This window comes from Neisseria sp. CCUG17229, assembly GCF_047839235.1.
Taxonomy (GTDB): Bacteria; Pseudomonadota; Gammaproteobacteria; order Burkholderiales; family Neisseriaceae; genus Neisseria; species Neisseria brasiliensis.
The window spans coordinates 1,221,611-1,242,236 of the sequence record NZ_CP181247.1 but is presented as its reverse complement, the minus strand read 5'-3'; the positions used below and the strand labels follow the sequence as shown (position 1 = coordinate 1,242,236).

Genomic DNA, 20,626 nt, shown 5'->3' with positions numbered 1-20,626 from the left:
ATACGAAAATAAAATATTCGATTTATTTCGAATATGAATTTTCTGGAAAATTGCACAAAAATTTAGGCCGAAAAAATTTGATTTTTATTGAATAATTCATCCGATTGGTTTGCCAGTCGGAATAAATACTGATACGATTTAAATCGTCTTTTTAACTAGGGTAATTGTGACAAATGCTGTCATCAAACAGCATTGGTAAATTTTGCCTTTAAATCAGATGTTTTGGCGGGAAATCCGTCATATATTTCGCTTAAATGTTCGATTTTGAAAATTATATTTTCTAGGTCGAAAATATACGAATCGACTCGAAAAGAATGCTTTCGAAGTCGGTGTTTGTAACCCAATATAAGGATACTGATATGTCCACTCAATTGCACGATGTAGATCCGATTGAAACACAGGAATGGTTGGATGCATTAAGCTCGGTTTTAGAAACTGAAGGCACCGAACGCGCCCACTTTCTGCTGGAAAATTTGGTGAAATACACCCGTCGTCGCGGCGTTCATATGCCGTTTGACGCCACCACTGCTTATTTGAACACCATTCCGGTGGGTAAAGAGCAGAAATCTCCGGGTAACCACGAATTGGAACACCGCATCCGCTCTGCCATCCGTTGGAATGCAGCAGCCATGGTATTGCGTGCAGGTAAGAAAGATTTGGAATTGGGTGGTCATATCGCATCTTTCCAATCGGCTGCTACCTTGTATGACGTCGGTTTCAATCATTTCTGGCGCGCTAAAGGCGAAGGCGAAGAAGGCGATTTGATTTTCTTTCAAGGCCACGCTGCACCGGGTATTTATGCCCGCGCATTCGTTGAAGGCCGTTTGACTCAAGAACAGGTAGATAATTTCCGTCAAGAAGTGGACGGCAAAGGTATTCCTTCTTACCCGCACCCACACTTGATGCCTGATTTCTGGCAATTTCCAACCGTATCGATGGGTTTGGGCCCGTTGATGGCAATTTACCAAGCGCGCTTCTTGAAATACTTGGATTCACGCGGTTTGAGCAAAACTAAAGGCCGTAAAGTTTGGGTATTCTGTGGTGACGGTGAAATGGACGAGCCGGAATCTCAAGGCGCGATTGCATTGGCTGCCCGCGAAGGTTTGGACAACCTGATTTTCGTCATCAACTGTAACTTGCAACGCTTGGATGGCCCGGTACGCGGTAACGGCAAAATCATCCAAGAATTGGAAGGCAACTTCCGCGGAGCCGGTTGGAACGTATTAAAAGTGATTTGGGGCAGTAAATGGGATGCCTTGTTAGCGCGCGATACCAATAATGCCTTGAAACAACGCATGGAAGAGGTGTTGGACGGTGACTACCAAACCTACAAATCTAAAGACGGTGCGTATGTGCGCGAGCATTTCTTCAATACGCCTGAATTGAAAGCCTTGGTTGCCAATATGTCTGACGAAGAAGTTTGGGCATTGAACCGCGGTGGTCACGACCCACACAAAGTGTATGCAGCTTACCATGAAGCGGTAAACAATGCCGGTGGCCGTCCGACTGTGATTTTGGCAAAAACCATTAAAGGTTACGGCATGGGTGCTTCAGGTGAAGGTCAAAACGTTGCCCACCAAGCCAAAAAAATGGACGTAAAATCGCTGAAACAATTCCGCGACCGTTTCGGCATCGATGTTACTGACGAGCAAATCGACAGCGGTGACTTGCCATACTACCGCTTTGCCGAAGACAGCGAAGAAATGAAATACTTGCGCGAACGCCGTAACGCCTTGGGTGGTTACCTGCCGCAACGCAACCCGAACAACGAAGCCTTGCCGATTCCTGAATTGAGTGCATTTGACGGTCAATTGCAATCAAGCGGCGATCGTGAGTTCTCGACCACTATGGCGTTTGTCCGCATCTTGTCAACTTTGTTGAAAGACAAGCAAATTGGTAAACGTATTGTGCCGATCGTGCCGGATGAAAGTCGTACCTTTGGTATGGAAGGCATGTTCCGCCAATACGGTATTTGGAATCCTAAAGGCCAACAATACACCCCGCAAGATAAAGACCAATTGATGTTTTATAAAGAATCAGTTGACGGTCAAATTCTGCAAGAAGGTATTAATGAGCCGGGCGCAATGGCCGACTGGATTGCTGCGGCAACATCATACGCCAACAGCCGCTATGCCATGATTCCGTTCTACATCTACTACTCAATGTTCGGTTTCCAACGCGTTGGCGACTTGGCATGGGCAGCAGGTGACATGCACGCACGCGGTTTCTTGTTGGGCGGTACTGCCGGTCGTACAACCTTGAACGGTGAAGGCTTGCAACACGAAGACGGTCACAGCCAAATTCAAGCTGACCTGATTCCAAACTGTGTATCTTACGATCCGACTTTCCAATACGAATTGGCGGTTATTATTCAAGATGCATTGCGCCGCATGTATGTAGAAAACGAAGACGTGTTCTACTACCTGACTTTGATGAATGAAAACTACACCCACCCGGCCTTGCCACAACGTAAAGGCATTGAGCAAGAAATCTTGAAAGGTATGTACTTGCTGGAAGAAGGCGGCAAATCTGACAAGAAAGTTCAATTGATGGGTTCAGGCACCATTTTGCAAGAAGTGATGGCCGGTGCAAAATTGCTGAAAGAAGATTTCGGTGTGGAAGCCAACGTGTGGTCTTGCCCTTCATTCAACGAATTGCACCGCGATGCCATGGAAGTAGAACGTTACAACCGTCTGCATCCGTTGGAAGAAGCTAAGTTGCCGTTTGTGGCGCAACAATTGAAAGGCCATGAAGGTCCGGTCGTTGCTGCTACCGACTACATCCGCAGCTTTGCAGAACGCATCCGCGCCTATATTCCAAACGATTTCCACGTGTTGGGTACCGACGGTTTCGGCCGTTCCGACAGCCGTGCAAATCTGCGCCGCTTCTTTGAAGTTGACCGCTACAACGTAGCCGTTACCGCTTTGGCTGCTTTGGCCGATGAAGGTAAAGTAAGCAAAGAAACCGTACAAAAAGCCATTGAGAAATACGGTATCGCCACCGATACCGCACCAAGCTGGAAACGCTAAAACGTTTCAGACAGTCTCGTGATAAACAGGCCGTCTGAACACAGATTTTGAATGCTATTCTTATTCAAAATCAAGCGTTAAACATGCAAGGCTAATGTTTCAGACGGCCTTGAGAAATAAAGGCCGTCTGAAAACAAACGTATCTGTTTCACAAAACCTTACTGCGACGATAAACGTTGCAGCACAACTAAGGAATAAAACGATGAGTCAAATCGTAGAAATTAAAGTACCCGATATCGGTGGTCACGAAAACGTGGACATTATCGCCGTAGAAGTTAAAGCCGGCGACACCATCGCGGTTGACGATACCCTGATTACTTTGGAAACCGACAAAGCCACCATGGACGTACCTGCCGATGCCGCAGGTGTGGTGAAAGAAGTGAAAGTTAGCGTTGGCGACAAAATTTCTGAAGGCGGCGTGATTTTGCTGGTGGAAACCGGTGCTGAAACTGCCGAAGAAAAACCGGCTGCTGCCGAAGTGCCTAAAGCAGAAGAAACCAAAGCAGAAGCACCTGCTGCTGCGCTGGCTCAAGCTGCTGCACCTGCCGCTGCTGGTGGTACAGTAACCGTGGCTGTACCGGACATCGGCGGTCATGAAAATGTTGATGTAATTGCTGTTGAAATCAAAGTCGGTGACACCGTTGCCGAAGACGACACGCTGATTACCTTGGAAACCGATAAAGCCACTATGGATGTGCCATCTACCGCTGCCGGTGTGGTGAAATCTGTGTTGATTAAAGTGGGCGATAAAGTATCTGAAGGTTCGGCAATTATTGAAGTTGAAGTTGCCGGTGGCGCTGCTGCCGCACCTGCACCTGCTGCTGAAGCACCGAAAGCTGCCGAAGCTGCTCCGGCTCCTGCTCAAGAAGCTCCTAAAGCCGCTGCCCCTGCACCTGCTGCTTCTTCTGCACCAGTTGCCGCATTCGGCAGCACACCGGTTGATGAAGCTGCTTTTGCCAAAGCGCATGCAGGTCCATCAGCGCGTAAATTGGCGCGTGAATTGGGTGTGGACTTGGGTCAAGTAAAAGGTACCGGCTTGAAAGGCCGTATCGTTGGCGACGACATCAAAGCATTTGTCAAAGCCGCTATGCAAGGCGGTGCGGGCAAGGCGGCTCCTGCTGCAGCCGGCGCATCTTTGGGTGGTGGTTTGGACTTGTTGCCATGGCCGAAAGTGGACTTCAGCAAATTCGGTTCGATTGAAGTCAAAGAGTTGTCGCGCATTAAGAAAATTTCAGGCCAAAACCTGTCGCGCAACTGGGTGGTGATTCCACACGTGACCGTAAACGAAGATGCGGACATGACCGAATTGGAAGAATTCCGCAAACAGCTGAATAAAGAATGGGAACGCGAAGGCGTGAAATTGTCGCCTTTGGCCTTCATCATCAAAGCTTCCGTTGCAGCCTTGAAACAATTCCCTGAATTCAACGCTTCTTTAGACGGCGACAACTTGGTATTGAAAAACTACTTCAATATCGGTTTTGCTGCCGATACACCAAACGGTTTGGTTGTGCCGGTGATTAAAGATGTGGATCAAAAAGGCTTGAAACAAATCAGCCAAGAATTGGGCGAATTGTCGAAAAAAGCCCGCGAAGGCAAGCTGAAACCGCAAGAAATGCAAGGTGCATGCTTTACCATTTCTAGCTTGGGCGGTATCGGCGGCACCGGCTTTACCCCGATTGTGAACGCACCTGAAGTGGCTATTTTGGGGGTGTGTAAATCGCAAATGAAACCGGTTTGGAACGGTAAAGAATTCGAACCGCGTCTGATGTGCCCATTGAGCCTGTCTTTCGACCACCGTGTCATCGACGGCGCGGCTGGTATGCGTTTCACCGTATTCTTGGCCAACCTGTTGAAAGACTTCCGCCGCATTAGTTTGTAATCGGTGAAGTGTGCGGCGGGCTTCAAGGCTTGCCGCAACACGCTAAGTTTGAATGATGTTGATGCCGTCTGAAACCTTTCAGGCGGCTAACCAGAAAGGCTAAAAATGAGCTTAATCGAATTGAAAGTGCCCGACATCGGCGGTCACGAAAATGTAGATATTATTGCCGTGGAAATCAAAGCGGGCGATACCATCGCGCTGGAAGACACGCTGATTACCTTGGAAACCGATAAGGCCACCATGGACGTGCCTGCCGAAGCTGCGGGTGTGGTGAAAGAAGTGAAAGTCAAAGTCGGTGATAAAATTTCCGAAGGCGGCTTGATTGCTGTTATCGAAGCCGAAGGCGCAGCTGCGGAAGCACCAAAAGCAGAAGCCCCTAAAGCCGAAGCGTCGGCACAAGAAGCACCGAAACAAGCTGCGCCTGCACCACAAGCCGCGCAATTTGCCGGTACTGCTGATGCTGAATACGACGTAGTAGTTTTGGGCGGCGGCCCTGGCGGCTATTCAGCTGCATTTGCCGCTGCTGACGAAGGCTTAAAAGTAGCCATCGTTGAGCGCTACAGCACCTTGGGCGGTGTCTGCCTGAACGTGGGTTGTATTCCATCAAAAGCCTTGCTGCACAATGCAGCCGTAATTGATGAAGTGCGCCACTTGGCAGCCAACGGCATTAAATATCCTGAGCCGGAATTGGATATCGACATGCTGCGCAACTACAAAGAAGGTGTGGTTAGCCGCTTGACCACCGGCTTGAAAGGCATGGCCAAAGGTCGTAAAGTGGATGTAATCCAAGGCGAAGGCCAATTTGTTGGTCCTAACCACATGGAAGTGGCGTTGACCACCAGCGACGAATACGAACAAGCCACTCAAACCGGTGAGAAGAAAACCGTTGCGTTTAAAAACTGTATCATCGCTGCGGGTAGCCGCGTTACTAAGTTACCGTTTATCCCTGAAGATCCGCGCATTTTCGATTCAACCGGCGCATTGGCACTGAAAGAAGTGCCGGGCAAAATGTTGATTATCGGCGGCGGTATCATCGGCTTGGAAATGGGTACGGTATACAGCACTTTGGGCACACGCTTAGACGTAGTTGAAATGATGGACGGCCTGATGCAAGGTGCCGACCGCGATTTGGTCAAAGTATGGCAAAAAGCCAACGAATACCGCTTCGACAACATCATGATCAACACCAAAACCGTAGCAGTTGATGCCAAAGAAGACGGCGTGTATGTGACTTTTGAAGGTGCAAATGCGCCAAAAGAGCCGCAACGCTACGATGCCGTGTTGGTCGCTGCAGGCCGTGCGCCTAACGGTAAGCTGATTGGTGCGGAAAAAGCCGGTGTGGCGGTAACCGACCGCGGCTTTATCGAAGTTGACAAACAAATGCGCACCAATGTGCCGCATATCTACGCGATTGGTGACATTGTCGGCCAGCCTATGTTGGCGCACAAAGCCGTTCACGAAGGCCACGTTGCCGCAGAAAACTGTGCCGGTCACAAAGCATTCTTCGATGCGCGCGTGATTCCGGGGGTTGCCTACACTGCGCCTGAAGTGGCTTGGGTAGGTGTAACCGAGTTGTCGGCCAAAGCAGAAGGCCGCAAAATCACCAAAGCCAACTTCCCTTGGGCGGCTTCCGGCCGTGCCATTGCCAACGGCTGCGACAACGGCTTTACCAAACTGATTTTTGATGCCGAAACCGGCAAAATCATCGGCGGCGGTATTGTCGGTCCAAACGGCGGCGACATGATTGGCGAAATCTGTTTGGCCATTGAAATGGGCTGTGATGCCGAAGACATCGGTAAAACCATCCATCCGCATCCGACTTTGGGTGAATCGATCGGTATGGCTGCCGAAGTGGCATTGGGTATTTGTACCGACTTGCCGGCGCAGAAGAAAAAATAATAGGCATATGGCAGCATTAATCGCTGCCTAACCCTATGAAACACAAGGCCGTCTGAAAATTCAGACGGCCTTTTTGATTTGTGGACTATATCCATTAACGATTAAGCAGCATAACCTTCTTGAAACCATTTCAATTTATCACGCAATGCCGCCACTTCACCGATAATCATCAAAGCAGGGCGTGGCGCGTTTTCTGCCATTTGCGGTAAATCTTTCAGACGGCCTGTTTGCACGAATTGGTTTGGCAGGGTGCCGTTGGAAATAATAGCAACAGGGGTATCTTCACTGCGACCGTATTCAATCAATTTTTCTGCAATCACCGAAGCGCGTAGTGTACCCATATAAATTGCTAAAGTTTGATGGCTCAATGCCAAAGTGCGCCAATCAGGCTGATCGCCGTCGTGTTTGCTGTGGCCGGTAACAAACAGCGCACTTTGCGCACAATCGCGATGCGTCAGCGGAATGCCGGCATATGCCGTCGCACCCAAAGCAGCGGTTACGCCCGGTACAATGCGGTAAGGTACACCGGCTGCACGCAATACCTGCGCTTCTTCGCCGCCACGCCCGAAGACAAACGGGTCGCCGCCTTTCAGACGTACCACACGCAAACCTTGTAAGGCATATTTTGCCAATAATTGATTGGTGTCTTCCTGCTGCACATGATGGCAGCCCGCGCGCTTGCCGACGCTGATTTTTTCCGCATCCTTGCGCACCATGCCCAGAATTTCATCTGACACTAATGCATCATACAACACAATATCCGCCGCCTGAATCGCCTGCAAGGCGTGAATGGTCAACAAACCGGCATCGCCCGGGCCTGCACCGACCAACACCACTTCGCCTTTAGCCGGCTGGTAGCCGTCAAGTTGGGCGGATAATTCGGCTTCGGCAGCTTCGAGATTGCCTTGTGCAGTTAACGCGTTGAAGCGGCTGTCGAACAAATGTTCCCAAAAGCGGCGGCGGTTTTCCATGCCGTCGATTTTGTCTTTTACGCGGCTGCGCCATTTGCCCGCGATGGCTGCCATTTTTCCGGTGTGCAGCGGCAACAGCGTTTCGATGATTTGCCGCCATTTTCGTGCCAACACAGGCGAAGTGCCGCCGCTGGAAATAGCGATTTGAATCGGGCTGCGGTCAATAATGGCCGGCACGATATACGAGCATAAATCGGCGGTATCGACTGTGTTGCAAAATTTACCGCGCGCTTCCGCCGCTTGGAAAATCCGTTGGTTGAAGCCGTGATCATCCGTAGCGGCAACGGCCAAAAACACATCGTCCAAATAAAAATCGTGAAACACGCCGCCGAGCCAAGTAATCCTGCCTTTGCTTTGCCATGCCTGAAAAGTCGGACCCAGCTTTTGCGCCACCACGCGGATAACAGCACCGGCTTTCAATAAGCTTTCCGCCTTACGCTCGGCAACTTTGCCAGCCCCTGCCAGCAAAACAGCACGGCCGTGCAAATCAGCAAAAATCGGATAATGGCTCATGGTGTATTCTTTCTTATTTTAGCAATGTCGGCATGTTAAAGGCCGTCTGAAAAAATAGGAAAGAATCGATTTTGCTTATCTTATGGTGTTTGGTTATAAGTTATGCCGATGTATCAGTAAGGCAGGTTTTACAGCCAATTCAGCAACATTTGCCAGCCTTGTTCCAGCAACATAAACAGGTTTTGAATCAGCCAAACACAAGCCACGCCCACGGCCATAATACCCACCGCCGCAAAAATGGCTTGGCCATGAACCTTGCGGATAATCTGCGGATTGTTTTGGCTAAAGCCTTCTACCAGTAGGAAATTGCGTTTGTAAGAGCGGTGGAAAAAATCCAAAACTGTACCCACTACCGGAATCAAACCAATGAGCAAATCCAGCAAGCTGTTGAAAATCACCACCAGCGTGAGCGGAATCGAGCGGACTTTAAACAGTGAAATATAAACAAACACTAAATTAAATGTTTGGCTGAACACATCGCCCGCCACGGGAAACAGCCCGATAAAACCATCGAGATAATAATCATCAAGATAGCGCTTGAGCAGGCGGCTTAAGCGGTAGCTGCGGCTGTTTTCAATATTGGGGCGGATAAGAGCAGTGTTCATGCTTGCTTTCTTAAAAAATGAAATAGGCCGTCTGAAACGTTCAGACGGCCTGTATATGGCGCGTTTTAAGCCACTTTCAAGCGGTAGAGGAAAGTGGTTTCTTGCAGGCGGGCAAAAGCAAGCGGATCGTTGGGATTGGTGGCTTTACTGTGTTGCGGTTTGATGTGCAGCACATCGATGATTGCTAATGAGGCCGTCTGAAACCATGTGCGTAAATCGTCGGCGTGACGCAGGTGTAAATGCTCAGCCAAGTCGGAAATAATCAGCCACGCTTCGCCGCTTTCGTTTAAATGTTTGCCCACACCGTTGAGAAACGCTTTGAGCATACCGTGTTCGGGGTCGTATAAGGCGGTTTCGATGGTCGAAGTGGGTTTCGCGGGCAGCCAAGGCGGATTGCAGACGATTAAATCGGCACACCCTTCAGGGAACAGGTTTACCGCCTGAATGTTAACTTGCTGTTCATAGCCAAGATTGCGAATATTTTTTGTGGCGCAAGCGATGGCTTGGGGATTGGTGTCGGTGGCGGTGATGTGGGCGATGCCGCGTTTGGCCAACAGGGCGGCAATCACGCCTGAGCCTGTGCCGATGTCAAAGGCCGTCTGAACATTTGGGTTAAGTGGTGCGGCGGCGATTAAGTCTAAATATTCGCCGCGTAAGGGTGAAAATACGCCAAAGGGTACATGAATCTTGCCGCCCAAGGCTTCGAGATGAATGCCTTTTTTGTGCCATTCATGCGCACCGATAAAACCGAGCAGCTGATTAAGCGGCAATAAAAAAGCGTGGTCGTTTTCTTCGCCAAACACGTCCAGCAGCGCAGGGCGGATGTCGGGCGCGCGGGGAATGTTGAGCGTGAATCCTGCGCCGATTTCCACTGCCAGCATATTGATCACGCGACTTTGTTGCGCCTGCTGCATGCGGTGGGTATGAAAGGCCGTCTGAACATCTGCTGGTGTTTTCTTAGATTTGGCCGGCTTGCGTATACGCTTTTTCATCGCAGCCAACACTTGTTTGGCTTGGTGAAAATCGCCTGTCCAAACCGTGGCGGTGTGTTCGTAGGCAGCTTTTAATACCGTGTCGGTATTGGCATCGTGCAGATAAACTGCTTTTTGCGGCGGCTTTTGTGTGCTTTGATTGTGCCATTCGATTTCGGTATGTTGAGAAGTAGGAATCAGCGAATTCATGGTAAATCATATATTTGCAGAGAGTGTAGAGTGTACTATATTTTTCAGACGGCCTCATTAATAATGATTAAATTAGACAATATGTATAAAAATTTTAGCCTTATAAAAATATTTATGCGGTTTTTAGCAAAAAATTATTGTCGTTTTGTCCAATTTGCGTATAATGCTTTTCAACTCAACTAAAAATTTCCAAAGTTTTAGACAAGGAACATCATGCAACTGGACATCGACCGCTTGGTTGCTTATTTCGGCGGTGTGAACGCGTTGGCTGAAGCGCTGAAGCAACACGATCCCGAAAATGCCGCGACCACTGCCGCCATCTATAAATGGCGCACCCGAGGCTCGTTGCCTTTGGCGCAATTGCAAAAATTAACCGCCCTAGCCGAAGCACAAGGCCGCCGCTTAGACTTGAATGCTTTTTTACAAAAACAAGATTCTCTGGAAAGAAATGACATGACACAGACAAACCGCGTAATTATTTTTGATACCACCCTGCGCGACGGCGAGCAATCACCCGGCGCCGCGATGACCAAAGAAGAGAAAATCCGCATTGCCCGCCAATTGGAAAAATTGGGTGTTGATGTGATCGAGGCAGGCTTTGCTGCTGCCAGCCCGGGGGACTGGGACGCAGTCAATTCGATTGCTAAAATTATCACCAAATCAACGGTTTGTTCATTGTCTCGTGCGGTTGAAAACGATATCCGAAAAGCCGGTGAAGCGATTGCGCCGGCGCCAAACAAGCGTATTCACACCTTTATTGCTACCAGCCCGATTCACATGGAATACAAGCTGAAGATGAAGCCGAAGCAGGTGGTAGAAGCTGCAGTAAAAGCCGTGAAAATTGCCAAAGAATACACCGATGATGTTGAGTTTTCATGCGAAGATGCATTGCGCAGCGAAATCGACTTTTTGGCCGAAATTTGTGGCGCGGTGATTGAAGCCGGTGCGACCACCATCAATATTCCGGATACGGTCGGCTACTCGATTCCTTACAAAACTGAAGAATTTTTCCGCGAACTGATTGCCAAAACTCCGGGCAGCGACCGCGTGGTTTGGTCTGCACACTGCCACAACGATTTGGGCTTGGCCGTGGCCAACTCATTGGCAGCCTTGAAAGGTGGTGCGCGCCAAGTGGAATGTACCGTCAACGGCTTGGGCGAGCGCGCGGGCAATGCGTCTATAGAAGAAATTGTGATGGCCTTGAAAGTACGCAGTGATTTGTTTGGCTTCGAAACCGGTATCGATACGACACAAATCGTGCCTTCTTCCAAATTGGTTTCGACCGTTACCGGCTATCCGGTGCAACCAAACAAAGCCATCGTCGGCGCCAATGCGTTTGCTCACGAATCGGGTATTCACCAAGACGGTGTGTTGAAACACCGCGAAACCTACGAAATCATGTCGGCTGAATCAGTAGGCTGGTCAACCAACCGCTTGAGCTTGGGTAAATTGTCTGGCCGCAATGCCTTCAAAACCAAGCTGCAGGAATTGGGCATTGAATTGGACAGCGAAGAAGCGCTGAATGCCGCATTTGCTCGCTTTAAAGAACTGGCTGATAAAAAACGTGAAATTTTCGACGAAGATTTGCATGCTTTGGTGTCCGATGAAATGACGTTGGCGACCGAACAATACAAATTTATTTCGCAAAAAATCCATACCGAAACCGGCGAATTGCCGACTGCCGAAATCGTGTTCAGCGTAAATGGCAGCGAGCACCGCGCAACCGCCAATGGTTCAGGCCCTGTTGATGCGATTTTCAAAGCCATCGAAAGCGTGGCGCAAAGCCAAGCGACTTTGCAGATTTACTCAGTAAATGCTGTGACGCAAGGCACGGAAAGCCAAGGTGAAACATCGGTTCGCTTGCAACGCGGTGATCGCGTGGTGAACGGCCAAGGTGCGGATACCGATGTGTTGGTGGCAACGGCCAAGGCTTATTTGTCGGCATTGAGCAAATTGGAATTTGGTCAAGCCAAACAAAAAGCGCAGGGTAGCGGTTTAATTTAAGCTTTTATATAAAGCCAAATAGAAAATAGGTCGTCTGAAATAAAGTTTCAGACGACCTATTATTATTTTGATAATTTAAAAAAATTTAATACAAATCAATGATTTAATTTTGTGGTATAATAACATTATAATCTGATGATTATCGCTATCGATTTTAATGATTGAGATGGTATGCGATGCATTGGCTTTTTATCATTAAATTAAACAGAAAAGGTTTGAATGAATTATAAAAAAATTGTCATGATTGCCCTGGCTTATGTGGGTGTGGTAACCGGTGCCGGTTTGTCATCGGGTCAGGAAGTTTTTCAATATTTCGTCAGTTTCGGTTCGATGGGTTTGGTTGGCGTCATCGTGATCGGCATTTTGCATGCCTTATTCGGTAAGATTATTTTGTCGTTTGGTTCTTTTTACCGCTCAAGCGAGCACAGTGAAGTATTGAGCCGCATTGCCGGCCCGCTGGTAAACCGATTTTTAGATTTCGCGCTGATTGCCAGCGGCTTCGTATTGGGATTTGTGATGATTGCTGGGGCGGGTGCCAATTTGAATCAGGAGTTTGGCTTGCCGACATGGGTGGGGGCGTTGATTTGTTCCTTGCTCGTGATTGGGGTCAGCATGCTGGATTTTGAACGTGTCACACAGGCCATCGGTATTTTTACGCCGATTATTGTGGCGGTGATTTTCGCGTTAACAATTTATACTTTCTGGGGCAAATCTTACGATTGGAATGTGTTAAATGAATTTGCCTTGCAGCAACCGGTGTCTTTCCCCAATATTTGGGTGTCTGTTGTCAATTATTACGCCATCTGTATTATGGGTGCGACGGCAATGGCTTTCGTGTTGGGCGGTGAATCGATGTATGTCGGTGAGGCCGGCCGCGGTGGTATGCTGGGTGGCGCGATTATTGGTGTGATTACGGCGTGTACTGCTTTTGTTTTGATGGCGCGTGTAGAATTGGCTGCCGTGGCCGATATTCCTATGCAAGCCTTGGTGGCGGAAATCAATCCTATGCTGGGCACGCTGATGACCTTCGTTATTTTCGGCATGATTTTTAATACAGCCATTAGTTTGTATTACTCTTTGGCCAAGCGTTTTTCTAATGGTAGCGAGAAGCGGTTTAAGTGGTTGATGGTGATATTGGTTGCCATCGGTTTTGGTTTGAGCTTTGCCGGTTTTAAAACGTTGGTGTCAACGATGTTCCCGATTTTAGGTTATATCGGCATGGTGTTGATGTTGCTGCTGGCCGTGGCATGGGTTAAAAACCGCAAGTTGATTGAAGAGGAACGTGTGCGCCGTCGTCAGATGTTTGATCTAATGTTGAAAAAACACGATGACAATCAGGAGTTTACCCACAAGCATCAAGCTGAGTTGAATCAATTGGTTAATGAATCAGTTATTGACAATCATGAAATCCGTAAGGATATGCAGCAAATGGCGAAAGATACACTGGAAACCAGCGATACAGAAGAGAATCTGCGTTAATCAGTGATTTAAAGAGATTAAAGAAAGGCCGTCTGAAAAGCAGAAATGTTTTCAGACGGCCTATTTTCTTAGTTTAAAAACTCATTGGTACTTCCATCAGCAAGATTTCACTGTCGCCGATAGATTCGACAGTAAAGCTGTCGGCTTCCCAAATGCCCAAGCCGTCACGTTCTGCCAATTCTTGGCCGGCAATTTTGGCATGGCCTTTAATCATAAAAGCGTACACACCATTATCGGCTTGCTTGAGCTGGTAGGTTTTATTGATGCCATCTGAAAATTTAGCCAGTGAGAACCAAGCATCTTGATGTATCCATACACCTTCATCGTTGGGATTTGGTGAAAGAATTTGCTGAAAATCTTGCTGCGCAATATCTTTTGTCAGCGTGATTTGCTGGTAGCGTGGAGCAACATTTTTTTCGCGTGGAAACACCCAAATTTGTAGGAATTTAACGTCTTGATCAGGATTGGCGTTCATCTCGCTGTGGGTTACACCGGTTCCGGCAGACATCACTTGAATATCGCCGTTGCGAATAACGCTACCATTGCCCATGCTGTCTCGGTGTGCCAAATCGCCGGATAAGGGAATCGAGATAATTTCCATATTGTGATGCGGATGCGTGCCGAAGCCCATACTGGCGGCAACGTGGTCATCATTGATGACGCGCAAGGCACCGAAGTTCATTCGTTGGGGATTGTGGTAGTCGGCAAAACTAAAGGTATGACGGCTGTGCAGCCAGCCATGATGGGCTTCGCCGCGTGTATCGGCGGCATGGTAAATGGTTTTCATGCTGTGCTTTCTGTGATGGAATAATCGGCATGATATGTTTTATGATGAGTTAAATCTAGCCGCTAAATATTGAAATAACTTTTCCTATTAGGCAATAAACAAGGCCGTCTGAACATTCAGACGGCCTTGTTTACTATCTTAGAACGAGATGACTAATCTTCCAGCGTCATGGCCAAAACAGTTTGCTCTTGTTTGGCTCGGAAATCAGCCAGCTTTTGCGCCAATTCAGCGTTTTCATTCGCCAATAAAGAAATGGCAAACAAGGCAGCGTTGGCCGCACCGGCTTCACCAATGGCAAATGTTGCCACCGGCACACCTTTGGGCATCTGTACGATAGAGAGCAAAGAATCTTCGCCGCGTAAGTATTTGCTTGGCACCGGCACGCCCAATACCGGCACAGTTGTTTTCGCTGCTACCATGCCCGGTAAATGCGCCGCACCACCGGCACCGGCGATAATCGCTTTAATACCACGTTCGCGTGCAGTTTCAGCGTATTCAAACATCAAATCCGGTGTGCGGTGTGCAGAAATCACACGCGCTTCAAATTCCACACCGAACTCTTTTAAAAACTGCGCCGCCTGCTGCATAACCGGCCAATCGCTGTTACTGCCCATAATAATGCCGACTTGAACCATGATTTTTCTCCAAAAATAAAGCTTTTAAATAAATAAAAATTTCAGATGACAGATGATACAAAAAAGCCGTCTGAAAAACGTTTAGCGTTGTTTGATTCTGACTGCAGCACGTTTGGCGGCTTCGCTGTCCGGGTAGGTTTGAATCAGCTTACGCCATGTGCTGCGGGCAATATCTTTTTGCTGCATTTGGTATTGGCAATGACCAATGCTGAAGAGTGCTTCCGGCGCTTGGGAGCTGCTACGGAAGCGGTTGGCATAGCGTCGGCCGATTTCAATCACCGATTCACAATTTCCCATATGTTGTTGACTTTGTAGCAGCAAATACATATTGCGGCGTGCCATCTCATTGCCGTTGCCACCGTTTGCTCCGCTCAATACAGCTGCAGCAGCTGCATAATTGCCTTGTTGGTAGTATTTTATGGCTTGATTATATAGTCGTGCTTCATTTGAAATCACGGCATCGCCCTCTGCTGTGGCCATATTGTTTTTGTTTAAATATGCTGCTTTCAATTTAGCATCGTTCAATCGCTGTATGGGTGCTGTTTTGGAGGCAGATGAACTGGGCGAGGCAGTGGTGGGTGTTGAAAGATTTTTACCGCTCTGCTCAAATTCTCGAAGTTGTGTCCGTAAGGCTTCTATTTCCCACTCGAGACGTGCTACTTGAATACCCAGCTGGTTGATTTGGTTTTGTTGGCTTAATTGGGGATAGGGAATTCCGTGTGGCGGAAGCAAAGGCTTATCGGGATTATCCGGCAAAATCAGAGTAGGTTCCTGCCGAACAACAGGTTGGGGAGTAGCGCATGCACTTAAGGCGACTGCGGATAAAACAGTAAGGGTAAGCTTGAATTTGAGCGTAGTCATTTTTTTAATAACAGGGTTAAGCCGTCGCCAACAGGTAAGGTAATCGGAGTAATGCGATTGTCATTTGGTAGGTTTCGGTTGAATTGTTGTAAAATATGCAGGCTTGGCGGCGCGTTGTCAGCCGCCTCATGAATCACGCGGCCATTGAGCAACACATTATCAATCGCCACCACGCCGCCGCTGCGTACCAATTGCAGGCAGCGCTCGAAATACTGCGGCGTTGGCGGTTTATCGGCATCAATTAAGGCCAAATCGTAGCAGCTACTTTTGCCTTCGGCGATTAAATCGTCCAGCGTGAGCAAAGCAGGTTGCAGATGCAGGTTGATTTTGTGCGCCACTCCGGCAGCCTGCCAGGTTTCGCGGGCAATGTCGGTAAAGGTCACATTGATGTCGCAGGCGGTAATGCGAGCGCTTTCGGGCAGGATCAAGGCCATTGCTGTACTGCTGTAGCCGGTGAACACGCCCACTTCCAGATAGTTTTCCACTTTAAGCAAACGCGCCAACCAAGTCAGCAAAGCTGCCTGTTCGCGTGCAATTGCCATTTTGCCCAAGCGGTGATGCGCTGTGCGCTCGCGTAAAGCCGTAAGCACGGGATGTTCTGCTTCGCCGATGGCATTAAGATAATTCTGCAACTCGGGTGCGATGTTGTGTGCGTGGGTGGTCATGCCGCCTGAACCATCAATCTTGGTAGTAAGTGTAAGGTTTTTTCGCCACTTTTGCCGCTTCAAAACCGGCTTGCTCTTCGGGCTTGAGTTCGACATCCCACAATAAATCGCGGTTGGCCAAACGCTCTTGTTCCAGCTCAGGATGGTCGGCAATCAGTTGGTCTAAAAATTGGGTGGCATCGGATTTGTAGTGATACATTTTTGTTGCTCCAAAGGCGCGTCAAATGTGTTAAGGCCGATATTATAGCTGATTTTGTTGGGGAAAACAGGGTTTCGGGTATAATGGCGGATTATTGTTGCAAAACGTCGGTTCAAGGTGTTTTGCAATTTGTATTTAAAATAAAGGCCGTCTGAAACCTTTGCACAATGTTTTGCCCACAGAATATTGTGCAAAGGTTGCTTTCAACCGTCAGCGTTTCAGACGGCCTCAATTAAAAAGAATCTTGAGTATGTTGAAAAAATGGTTGCACAAAGTTTTGCCGTCGAAAGCGGGCAAAGCGGTGCAAAAAACGGTTTTGCCGTATAGCGAACACCGCATCAGCGCAGATATGTTGAGCTTTGCCGCCGAAAAAGTGGTGAAGCAATTAAATAAAGAAGGCTTTCAAGCCTATGTAGTTGGTGGTGCGGTGCGCGATTTATTGTTGGGCGTGGAACCGAAAGACTTTGACGTTGCCACCAACGCCACGCCTGAGCAAGTGCATAAGATTTTCCGCCGCAGCCGCATCATCGGCCGCCGTTTTCAAATTGTGCATGTGATGGTCGGCCCAGAAACCATTGAAGTGACCACTTTCCGCGGCGGTAACAAAGCCGTGCAAAATGCGCACGGCCGCATCATGAAAGACAACACCTACGGCAGCATCGAAGAAGATGCCATGCGCCGCGACTTCACCTGCAATGCACTTTATTACGACCCGATTCATGAAGAAATCCTCGATTTCCATCAAGGCGTGAGCGATATTGCCGACCGAAAACTGGTGATGATTGGCGATGCGGCCGAGCGTTATCAAGAAGATCCGGTGCGGATTTTGCGTGCGGTGCGATTATCGGGCAAACTCGGTTTTGATGTGGAAGAACATACCGCCGCGCCGATTCCGCAATATGCAGGCCGTCTGAAAAACGAGCCGGTGGCGCGCTTGTTTGATGAAATCATGAAGCTGCTGTTTTCCGGCCATGCCCGCCAATGCCTGCAAAAGTTGAATACCTTAGGTGTGAGCAACGATATTCATCCACTGCTCACCGCTTTGAAATCCGCCGATAAAGCCGAAAACCGCATCATTGCCATTGCGCTGAAAAATACCGACGAGCGTTTGCGCGCCGATAAATCCGTGTCGGTTGGTTTTGTATTGGCAGCGATTTTATGGCCACAGCTTAACGCCTATTGGCAAGAATACCGGCAGCAAGGCCAAAAATCGGCACCGGCCTTAAACGATGCCATCACCACCTTGCGTGAAACGCTCGAAAAAGGTTGGGGGGTACCGCAACGTTTTTCCGCCACCATGCGCGAAATTTGGCAGTTGCAACCGCAATTTGACAATATGCGTGGAGCCCGTCCGCATAAATTATTAAGCCAACCGCGCTTCCGTGCCGCTTATGATTTTCTGGTACTGCGCGGCCAAGTCGGCGAAGTGGATAACGACATCGTGCAATGGTGGACAACTTTCCAACATGCTGATGATATGGTTCGCAGCCAAATGAGTATGGCTGGACAACAACGCCAACAGCAGGAACAAAGCAGCAGCGAAGTCCCCAAGCGCAAACGTCGCCGTAAACCAAGAAAAAGGAAAACGGCCGAGGTTTGATTATCGAATCATTTAAAAAGTTATCTAATCCATATTAAATTTAAAATCCGATATGATGAAAAAATGTGTGGTCTTAACTGGTGCGGGTATTAGTGCTGACAGCGGTTTATTGACTTTCCGTGATGCAGGCGGTTTGTGGGAAGGATATAAGGTCACGGATGTCTGCACCCCTGAAGCTTTGGCAAATAATCCGAAATTGGTGATTGATTTCTACAACCAACGCCGCCGGCAAGCCAATGAGGCCGTACCGAATGCGGCGCATAAAGCGTTGTTGGATTTGGCCAAATATTACCGCGTGCACATTATTACGCAAAATGTGGACAATCTGCACGAAAGAGCCGGCAGCAAAAATGTGTTGCACCTGCATGGCGAACTGAATAAATTGCGCAGTGTTGATGATCCCGATGAAATCATTGAATTTACCGGCGAGCAAACGGCGCAAACTTTGAGCAGTCGCGGTGGTGCAATGCGGCCGCATATTGTATTTTTCGGCGAACAAGTGCCGATGTTTGATGTAGCAGTAGAAGAAATGCGCGATGCCGATGTGGTGATCATTGTCGGTACATCGATGCAGGTGTATCCGGCAGCTTCTTTGGTGCATTATGCCCCGCCACATGCCGATTTGTATTTGGTTGACCCGAAACCGCAAAGTGTGGCGGCGAATATCGAAGTAATTCCGAAACGTGCGGCAGAAGGTGTGCCGAGCTTGGTGGCATATTTGATTGAACAAACAAAAATTAATGATTGATTCAAGGCGCCTACATTCGCCTGACAAGTTTTAAGTGCGGCATTTTCACTCTTACTGGATGTTTGAATAGTTTCGCTACTTTCGTTGACTGTACACTGGGTGATAACGGCCTACGACTCGGTATTTGAAGTCTGGGCATAAGAAAACTGCCCTCAAAAGTTGGTGTAAATCAACTTTTGAGGGCAGTTTTCTTATGCCCAGACTGCCTGATCAAAAAACAGGCTGTCTGAATATATTACGCGCCGTAAACCGGATATTTATTGCACAATTCGGTCACTTGATCGCGAACGTTCGCCAAGTTGGCTTCGTCTTCCGGATTTTCCAACACATCGGCGACCAAGTTGGCCAACACACGGGCATCAGCTTCTTGGAAACCGCGGGTGGTCATCGCAGCCGAACCGATGCGGATACCTGAAGTCACGAATGGTTTTTCAGGGTCGTTCGGGATGGCGTTTTTGTTCACGGTGATGTGCGCATTGCCCAAGGCGGCTTCGGCAGCTTTGCCAGTGATTTTCATCGGTTGCAGGTCAACCAGGAAAACGTGGCTTTCGGTGCGGCCGGAAACAATGCGCAAACCGCGTTTCACCAATTCTTCCGCCATTGCTGCAGCATTGACTTTCACTTGTTTGGCGTATTCTTTAAATTCAGGTTGCAGTGCTTCTTTGAAGGCTACGGCTTTGGCAGCGATAACGTGCATCAAAGGGCCACCTTGCAGGCTCGGGAAAATGGCTGAATTCAAGGCTTTAGCGTGGTCTTCGTTGCGGGACAAGATCACACCGCCGCGTGGTCCGCGCAAGGTTTTGTGGGTGGTGGTGGTGACGAAATCGGCAAAAGGCACCGGATTCGGGTATTCGCCACCGGCCACCAAACCGGCATAGTGTGCCATATCGACAAACAAATACGCGCCCACTTTATCGGCGATTTCGCGGAATTTTGCCCAGTCGATTTCCAAAGCGTAGGCAGATGCGCCGGCCACGATCATTTTTGGTTTGTGTTCCAAAGCCAAACGTTCAACTTCGGCGTAATCCAATACTTCGTTTTCATCCAAACCGTAGGTTACGGCATTGTAGAGTTTGCCGGAAATGTTCACGCTGGCACCGTGGGTCAAGTGACCGCCGTGCGCCAAGCTCATGCCCAAAATGGTGTCGCCCGGTTGCAATACAGAAGCGTAAACCGCTTGGTTGGCTTGTGAACCGGAGTGTGGCTGCACGTTGGCATAAGCCGCGCCAAACAATTCTTTCACGCGGTCAATGGCCAATTGCTCGGCCACGTCAACGTGTTCGCAACCGCCGTAGTAACGTTTGCTCGGGTAACCTTCGGCGTATTTATTGGTCAATTGTGAGCCTTGGGCTTCCATAACGGCGCAGCTGACGTAGTTTTCAGAAGCAATCAGCTCAACGTGGTCTTGTTGGCGCTGCACTTCCAAATCCATGGCGGCGGCTAATTCTGGGTCGTATTGTGCGAGGGTCACGCTTTTTGAAAACATGGCTTATCCTTTGTGGTGGAATGGTCGTGAAGGGAAAATGATGTTGCAGACAAATAAACTGAGTAATGTACCAAATTGGCTGGAA

Annotated in this window: 16 protein-coding genes; 7 read left to right on the top strand and 9 right to left on the bottom strand. The window is 48.7% G+C overall.

Features of this window, described 5'->3' with window-relative positions:
• The first annotated feature begins 359 nt into the window (after positions 1-359).
• The 3 genes from aceE (at position 360) to lpdA (ending at position 6,807) form a co-directional block, all read left to right on the top strand.
• On the top strand, positions 360-3,029 hold the full coding sequence (gene aceE / locus ACM67B_RS05905) for a pyruvate dehydrogenase (acetyl-transferring), homodimeric type (protein ID WP_416188867.1): 2,670 nt from the start codon (positions 360-362) through the stop codon (positions 3,027-3,029).
• 202 nt (positions 3,030-3,231) lie between these two features.
• The gene (gene aceF, locus ACM67B_RS05900) at positions 3,232-4,908 is read left to right on the top strand and encodes a dihydrolipoyllysine-residue acetyltransferase (RefSeq protein ID WP_416188866.1); all 1,677 of its coding nucleotides are present in this window, start codon (positions 3,232-3,234) and stop codon (positions 4,906-4,908) included.
• Positions 4,909-5,013: 105 nt separating this feature from the next.
• Positions 5,014-6,807, top strand: a complete 1,794-nt coding sequence (gene lpdA, locus ACM67B_RS05895) for a dihydrolipoyl dehydrogenase (RefSeq protein WP_416188865.1) — start codon at positions 5,014-5,016, stop codon at positions 6,805-6,807.
• 101 nt (positions 6,808-6,908) lie between these two features.
• On the opposite strand, the gene cysG is transcribed toward lpdA, so the two are convergent.
• From cysG to ACM67B_RS05880, 3 genes are all read right to left on the bottom strand, one after another.
• On the bottom strand, positions 6,909-8,291 hold the full coding sequence (cysG, locus tag ACM67B_RS05890) for a siroheme synthase CysG (RefSeq protein WP_416188864.1): 1,383 nt from the start codon (positions 8,289-8,291) through the stop codon (positions 6,909-6,911).
• 128 nt (positions 8,292-8,419) lie between these two features.
• On the bottom strand, positions 8,420-8,896 hold the full coding sequence (locus tag ACM67B_RS05885; RefSeq protein ID WP_416188863.1) for a DUF4112 domain-containing protein: 477 nt from the start codon (positions 8,894-8,896) through the stop codon (positions 8,420-8,422).
• Between the two features lie 65 nt (positions 8,897-8,961).
• Positions 8,962-10,077, bottom strand: a complete 1,116-nt coding sequence (locus tag ACM67B_RS05880) for a methyltransferase (RefSeq protein ID WP_416188862.1) — start codon at positions 10,075-10,077, stop codon at positions 8,962-8,964.
• Positions 10,078-10,290: 213 nt separating this feature from the next.
• On the opposite strand from ACM67B_RS05880, the gene ACM67B_RS05875 reads away from it, so the two are divergent.
• Positions 10,291-12,081 carry a 2-isopropylmalate synthase gene (locus tag ACM67B_RS05875; RefSeq protein WP_416188861.1) on the top strand — a complete coding sequence of 597 codons (1,791 nt, stop codon included), beginning with the start codon at positions 10,291-10,293 and terminating at the stop codon, positions 12,079-12,081.
• Positions 12,082-12,300: 219 nt separating this feature from the next.
• A complete protein-coding gene (locus ACM67B_RS05870; RefSeq protein ID WP_416188860.1) occupies positions 12,301-13,560 on the top strand; it encodes a hypothetical protein in 1,260 nt (419 codons plus the stop codon).
• Positions 13,561-13,633: 73 nt separating this feature from the next.
• Here ACM67B_RS05870 and ACM67B_RS05865 read toward each other — a convergent pair whose 3' ends face one another.
• The 5 genes from ACM67B_RS05865 to ACM67B_RS05845 all read right to left on the bottom strand — a co-directional run bounded on the left by ACM67B_RS05865 (position 13,634) and on the right by ACM67B_RS05845 (position 16,707).
• Positions 13,634-14,347, bottom strand: coding sequence for a pirin family protein (locus tag ACM67B_RS05865; protein WP_416188859.1), 714 nt, complete (start codon positions 14,345-14,347; stop codon positions 13,634-13,636).
• A 152-nt stretch (positions 14,348-14,499) separates the two neighbouring features.
• On the bottom strand, positions 14,500-14,982 hold the full coding sequence (gene purE / locus ACM67B_RS05860; protein ID WP_416188858.1) for a 5-(carboxyamino)imidazole ribonucleotide mutase: 483 nt from the start codon (positions 14,980-14,982) through the stop codon (positions 14,500-14,502).
• Positions 14,983-15,063: 81 nt separating this feature from the next.
• Positions 15,064-15,843, bottom strand: a complete 780-nt coding sequence (locus tag ACM67B_RS05855) for a tetratricopeptide repeat protein (RefSeq protein WP_416188857.1) — start codon at positions 15,841-15,843, stop codon at positions 15,064-15,066.
• A complete protein-coding gene (locus tag ACM67B_RS05850) occupies positions 15,840-16,508 on the bottom strand; it encodes a class I SAM-dependent methyltransferase (protein WP_416188856.1) in 669 nt (222 codons plus the stop codon). The genes ACM67B_RS05855 and ACM67B_RS05850 overlap by 4 nt, the downstream gene beginning before the upstream one ends.
• A 13-nt stretch (positions 16,509-16,521) precedes the next feature.
• A complete protein-coding gene (locus ACM67B_RS05845; protein WP_416188855.1) occupies positions 16,522-16,707 on the bottom strand; it encodes a DUF3460 family protein in 186 nt (61 codons plus the stop codon).
• A gap of 250 nt (positions 16,708-16,957) precedes the next feature.
• On the opposite strand from ACM67B_RS05845, the gene ACM67B_RS05840 reads away from it, so the two are divergent.
• Positions 16,958-18,307: a polynucleotide adenylyltransferase PcnB gene (locus ACM67B_RS05840; protein WP_416188854.1), complete on the top strand. Its 1,350-nt coding sequence runs from the start codon at positions 16,958-16,960 to the stop codon at positions 18,305-18,307.
• Between the two features lie 55 nt (positions 18,308-18,362).
• Entirely contained in the window at positions 18,363-19,055 is a 693-nt protein-coding gene (locus tag ACM67B_RS05835) for an SIR2 family NAD-dependent protein deacylase (protein WP_416190527.1), read from the top strand.
• A 235-nt stretch (positions 19,056-19,290) separates the two neighbouring features.
• On the opposite strand, the gene glyA is transcribed toward ACM67B_RS05835, so the two are convergent.
• The gene (glyA, locus tag ACM67B_RS05830; RefSeq protein ID WP_416188853.1) at positions 19,291-20,541 is read right to left on the bottom strand and encodes a serine hydroxymethyltransferase; all 1,251 of its coding nucleotides are present in this window, start codon (positions 20,539-20,541) and stop codon (positions 19,291-19,293) included.
• Positions 20,542-20,626: the final 85 nt, after the last annotated feature.

Excerpts from the sequence above, each read along its gene's own strand:
- aceE (WP_416188867.1), top strand. The coding sequence starts at position 360 with ATGTCCACTCAATTGCACGATGTAGATCCGATTGAAACACAGGAATGG.
- aceF (WP_416188866.1), top strand. The coding sequence starts at position 3,232 with ATGAGTCAAATCGTAGAAATTAAAGTACCCGATATCGGTGGTCACGAA.
- lpdA (WP_416188865.1), top strand. The coding sequence starts at position 5,014 with ATGAGCTTAATCGAATTGAAAGTGCCCGACATCGGCGGTCACGAAAAT.
- cysG (WP_416188864.1), bottom strand. The coding sequence starts at position 8,291 with ATGAGCCATTATCCGATTTTTGCTGATTTGCACGGCCGTGCTGTTTTG.
- ACM67B_RS05885 (WP_416188863.1), bottom strand. The coding sequence starts at position 8,896 with ATGAACACTGCTCTTATCCGCCCCAATATTGAAAACAGCCGCAGCTAC.
- ACM67B_RS05880 (WP_416188862.1), bottom strand. The coding sequence starts at position 10,077 with ATGAATTCGCTGATTCCTACTTCTCAACATACCGAAATCGAATGGCAC.
- ACM67B_RS05875 (WP_416188861.1), top strand. The coding sequence starts at position 10,291 with ATGCAACTGGACATCGACCGCTTGGTTGCTTATTTCGGCGGTGTGAAC.
- ACM67B_RS05870 (WP_416188860.1), top strand. The coding sequence starts at position 12,301 with ATGAATTATAAAAAAATTGTCATGATTGCCCTGGCTTATGTGGGTGTG.
- ACM67B_RS05865 (WP_416188859.1), bottom strand. The coding sequence starts at position 14,347 with ATGAAAACCATTTACCATGCCGCCGATACACGCGGCGAAGCCCATCAT.
- purE (WP_416188858.1), bottom strand. The coding sequence starts at position 14,982 with ATGGTTCAAGTCGGCATTATTATGGGCAGTAACAGCGATTGGCCGGTT.
- ACM67B_RS05855 (WP_416188857.1), bottom strand. The coding sequence starts at position 15,843 with ATGACTACGCTCAAATTCAAGCTTACCCTTACTGTTTTATCCGCAGTC.
- ACM67B_RS05850 (WP_416188856.1), bottom strand. The coding sequence starts at position 16,508 with ATGACCACCCACGCACACAACATCGCACCCGAGTTGCAGAATTATCTT.
- ACM67B_RS05845 (WP_416188855.1), bottom strand. The coding sequence starts at position 16,707 with ATGTATCACTACAAATCCGATGCCACCCAATTTTTAGACCAACTGATT.
- ACM67B_RS05840 (WP_416188854.1), top strand. The coding sequence starts at position 16,958 with ATGTTGAAAAAATGGTTGCACAAAGTTTTGCCGTCGAAAGCGGGCAAA.
- ACM67B_RS05835 (WP_416190527.1), top strand. The coding sequence starts at position 18,363 with ATGAAAAAATGTGTGGTCTTAACTGGTGCGGGTATTAGTGCTGACAGC.
- glyA (WP_416188853.1), bottom strand. The coding sequence starts at position 20,541 with ATGTTTTCAAAAAGCGTGACCCTCGCACAATACGACCCAGAATTAGCC.